This window comes from Vibrio sp. A37 (assembly GCF_059777565.1).
The window spans coordinates 1-4314 of the sequence record NZ_JBLNLI010000044.1; the positions used below are offsets into that span (position 1 = coordinate 1).

1 protein-coding gene and 1 pseudogene are annotated in these 4314 nt (G+C 40.3%); both read left to right on the forward strand.

What is annotated here, in order from left to right; translation table 11 throughout:
- Nucleotides 1–54 precede the first annotated feature (54 nt).
- Nucleotides 55–1098: pseudogene (locus ACM2FC_RS23300) on the forward strand (reverse transcriptase domain-containing protein); the annotation flags it as partial.
- Nucleotides 1099–1881: 783 nt separating this feature from the next.
- Nucleotides 1882–4173: a WD40/YVTN/BNR-like repeat-containing protein gene (locus ACM2FC_RS23305; RefSeq protein WP_498483429.1), complete on the forward strand. Its 2292-nt coding sequence runs from the start codon at nt 1882–1884 to the stop codon at nt 4171–4173.
- Nucleotides 4174–4314 lie beyond the last annotated feature (141 nt).

Sequence of the window (4314 nt, forward strand, 5' to 3'; positions counted from 1 at the left end):
ATGCTGACAATACAGATGGAGGGGCTATGATGAAATTCGTGGGGATCCTTCAGATCTGAAACACTTGCCGACTTCAACAGCTATGGATTTAGGCCAAATCGCAGTACTGCTGACGCAGTCAGTCAATGCTTCAAATGTTTGGCACTAAAGAAATCAGCCAAATGGGTACTTGAAGGGGATATCAAAGCCTGTTTCGACAAGATCGGTCATCAATGGCTTCTTGATAACATCGCTGTAGATAAGCGAATGTTGGAACAATGGCTAAAGTCTGGCTTTATGGATAAAGGCCTGTTTTATGATACTGACGAAGGTACACCACAAGGCGGAATCATCTCTCCGACCTTGATGTTAATGACTCTCACAGGACTAGAGCAGTGCATCAAATCCACTGCGCTCAAAAAGAGTGCTAGAGCCAACTTTATTGGTTACGCAGATGATTTTGTAGTCACCTGCTCTTCAAAGGAAGTGCTAGTGAACGACATCAGACCGTTGATTGCTGACTTTCTGGCAGAAAGAGGGTTAACCCTCTCCGAAGAGAAAACGAAGCTTACCCACATCGATGATGGCTTTGACTTTCTGGGTTTCAACCATAGGAAGTACAATGAGAAATTGCTTATCAAACCAAGCAAATCCAACACGCTGTTATTCTTGAGAAATCTACGTGAACTCATTAAAAAGCACGCGACTGTCCCTGTTAACGATCTTATCAAAATGATAAATCCAAAACTCAGAGGATGGGCGAATTACTATCGCCATTGCGTTGCTAAACAAGTATTCGGGTATGTCGGCCATAAACTATTCCAAGCATTATGGCACTGGGCAGTTAGGCGTCATCCAACCAAGTCTAAAGACTGGATTGTTCATAAATACTTTCTCAACCGTAAAGGCCAATGGCAATTCCACGGTTGGCAGAAAATCATGAACATGGATTGTCATTTTAATCTGTTCCAAATAGCGGAAGTGCCTATCGAGCGGCATGTGAAAATCAGGAGTGCAGCGACCCCTTTTGACCCAGCGTACCAAGAATACTTGGCTAAGCGGAAGTCTAAAAGACAAGCACGTAACTCATGGATTGAGCCTGTTTCAACTGCTTTATGAGTTGCTGGGTGTCAAACGATGCCTTAGTGGAGGCTTGAGCCCAGTGCAGTGAAAGTTGCACGCTGGGTTCTTAGAGGGGCGGCACTTGGCAACAAGTGTCGTCTACTCGACATAACCTTCTTAGAAAACGCGGTAATGACATGTGATCACCAAGCAATTCTGTCGTACCTTAATTACCAAGCGACTTTGTCTTTAAATTCCCCCCCCTTCGCTCTAGGCCACGCTACGTAAGGGCTAGAGCGCCACTTTAGACTTTTCGCTGAAATGTGCGCAAAACCCCAAATACAGCCATCAAATACTCTTAGTGACAGAATCACGCATCTGTTGCTTACATAACTTAACGCGATTATGTAACATTTTGATGAAAATATTATTTAAAATGTTAACTAAATTAAAGTGAAATAATATTTTCCATTTTTTATGGCATATTAAATGTATATTATTTCTGCTCTATTTATTGTTTGTTTGTTGTCTTTTCTCATCAAATGCTGACCAAACGATCGACCCATTAAATTTTATTAATATTATTATTTCATTTTTTATATACTTATTTTTATGTTGCGCTTTGAAAGGCTATTAACATTTGTAACAGTTTGTTTTGTGGGAGTAAATTCACCTTGTTGCGATAGTTTCCCATTAAACCACGGTGAATAGAAATTTCTTATATTTGAAGAGCGTGTCGAAGAGTGAGTTCACTATCGTATACCGCTGAGTGGATTATCGGGAGCTTATGGCAGACATACGTTGAATAGAGAACTACTTTGCTCCATAAAAAGAGAAATTATGAAAAAGCTAATATTATTGACAGTTATATCTGGGATGGCATTTGGTACCGCAAATGCACATAGCCTGAATGACACCACAAAGACACCAGGCTTCAATCAAACCAAGTTATCTAAACAATCACTTCTGTTCCCTCTATGGCTAACTTCGGAAGCACCTTCCTCGCCACCATCAACAGTTCTATATTTTGATTGCACCCATCCAGTTACACTAAGTCATTTACCATCTTGGGTTCAGACCCAATCAGTCACTTCCACAGTTCTTAGCTCTAACTCTGAACATGACCAAACTTTACTAGGTCAAGAATGTGGTATCAAACTGACTTCTTACTCTAAAGAAAAGGCAGTGAGTACAATTGAAGCGACGCAAGATGGTCAAGTAAAACAGTACAGTTTGATGGTTCTGCCGAATAAATCTGGACATTTTAGTGATATTCCTTACAGCAACGCTTCTTATGGAAACCCTCCTTCGACTTCTAAGTACAATCAGCTCTTTACTATTGACAATACATTGGTAGAAACAACACAAAACGGGGTGTCATTTAGCTACGACCAAGGTAATCATTGGCACACACTGACAACAAGTCAAGGCTTATTGGGTGATGCCATACAAGGGATCGCAACTCTGGGGAATAGGTTTTATGTGGCGACAGACAAAGGTCTCGAAAGTACTACGGATTTCTACAGTTGGAAAACCTATCCTTCACTTCCAAAAGGGACAGCTTCAGCTTTAGATGTCGTTGGAAATACAATTTACGTTGGAACTAATGAGGGTTTATACATTAGCTCCGATGACGGCCAAACATGGACCAATCAAGTCCAATGTCATGGAGCTTCAGATTTAATTGGTACTATATCTGTTTCAAGTGATCAGTCTTTGGTAGCAACAACAAATTCTTGTGGAGTGTCGATCAATGGTCAGCCAATGACCTTCAGTGGTTCCATGGGAGGGGGAGGACGATACTCAAAGCCTAGCTATGATAGTGTTAAGTTTACTACAGGGCACAATTTGATTGTTGATCAAAACCTCTATGACGTAACCTCTGGAGTAGTTCAAGAAACCGATACTGGCTATATACTTCAGATGGGCAACAGCGCTCAAGACTGGGAAGGAAATAATAGTAGTTCCGTTCACGGACAAAATGTCGCAATAAACGTTAGTGCTTATGGAACTTCAGGTTTAAGGCTTGCTAACGTCGATTCCGAAAGTAATATGACCACATGCCAAAACCTATTATTCTCAGGAAAGACTGTTTCGGATTTTGTGTTTAATGATGATGGAAACTCAGGAGTGGTTTGGGTAGGAAATCAACTACAAAACGTTCATTGGGATAACGGAGATCTCTGCAACGCAACAACAGACCCTATCACGGCGGTAGAGACGCCAGAAACTGCGTTTGCTAATAGCTCTCAGTTCACAACGATATCTAATCCAGACTATTTATTTTATGTCTCAAACGACCGTCTATATAAATACAATAAAATAACTGATACTAATGTTCAGCTAAGTTATCCAACTAACTCAGGTATTGATCATATTCGCTCTATCAATGACGCTCTCTATATTGATGTAAATTTACCAGGGACCCAAACGGCTATCTATCGTAGCAATAATTTAGGGAAAACTTGGAAATTAGTGGGAAGCCCAGTTCAACTAGATATAAAAGCAGTGAATATGATGCCCGTAATGGCCAATGGTGTAGTGAAAATATATATCGAAGAAGCCACTAATTATGGCATGTATGAAGAATCAGAAAATGATGGAAAATGGTCAAGCGTTCAATTTAAAAACTCCGGAGCAATGAGCTATGCATCAACGTTAGTGACGGATAATAAGGGAGACTTATTTGCGAAAATACACAATTTTGGAGTTGCGGAGATAAAAGCAAATGGCTCAATGCTTCTATATAGTAATGGAATTGATGCTTATGACATGATGGATATAGCCGTAAACCAAAACAAACTCTATATATCGATAGATGGGACAACCAAATATGTCTTACAATTGGACCTTAACAGAGATAACCCAATACCTAAAGTGCTGTCCCAGCTTAACGGCTTAGCCTGTGATAAGATTGCAGTTGTCAATGGAAAGCTTGTTGCAGCTGTCAGTGGGGGACCTGATTCTAAATATCAACCTGGTGGTTTATACGTTGGCGAAGACGGTGTAGATAAACCCTTTACTCGATTCGATGAAGGCATTGATGACTATTTTATAGAGTCGATCACTTCTGGCTCTGATAGTGTCGTTTATGTAAAAACGTTAGCAGGTTTATTTAAAGCTACAGTGTGAACTTTAACCCGTATTTTTCAATATACACTCAAATGAGGCCGAGAAATCGGTCTTTTTTTGCCTAAAATTCCTAAGTGACAGAATTCTTATCAGAAAACGCCGTAAAACCTCTTCCTTTAGGTGGAGGATATAAGGCGATTA

Bases quoted from the DNA above. Each gene is read 5' to 3' on its own strand.
- ACM2FC_RS23305 (WP_498483429.1), top strand. From the start codon at position 1,882: ATGAAAAAGCTAATATTATTGACAGTTATATCTGGGATGGCATTTGGT.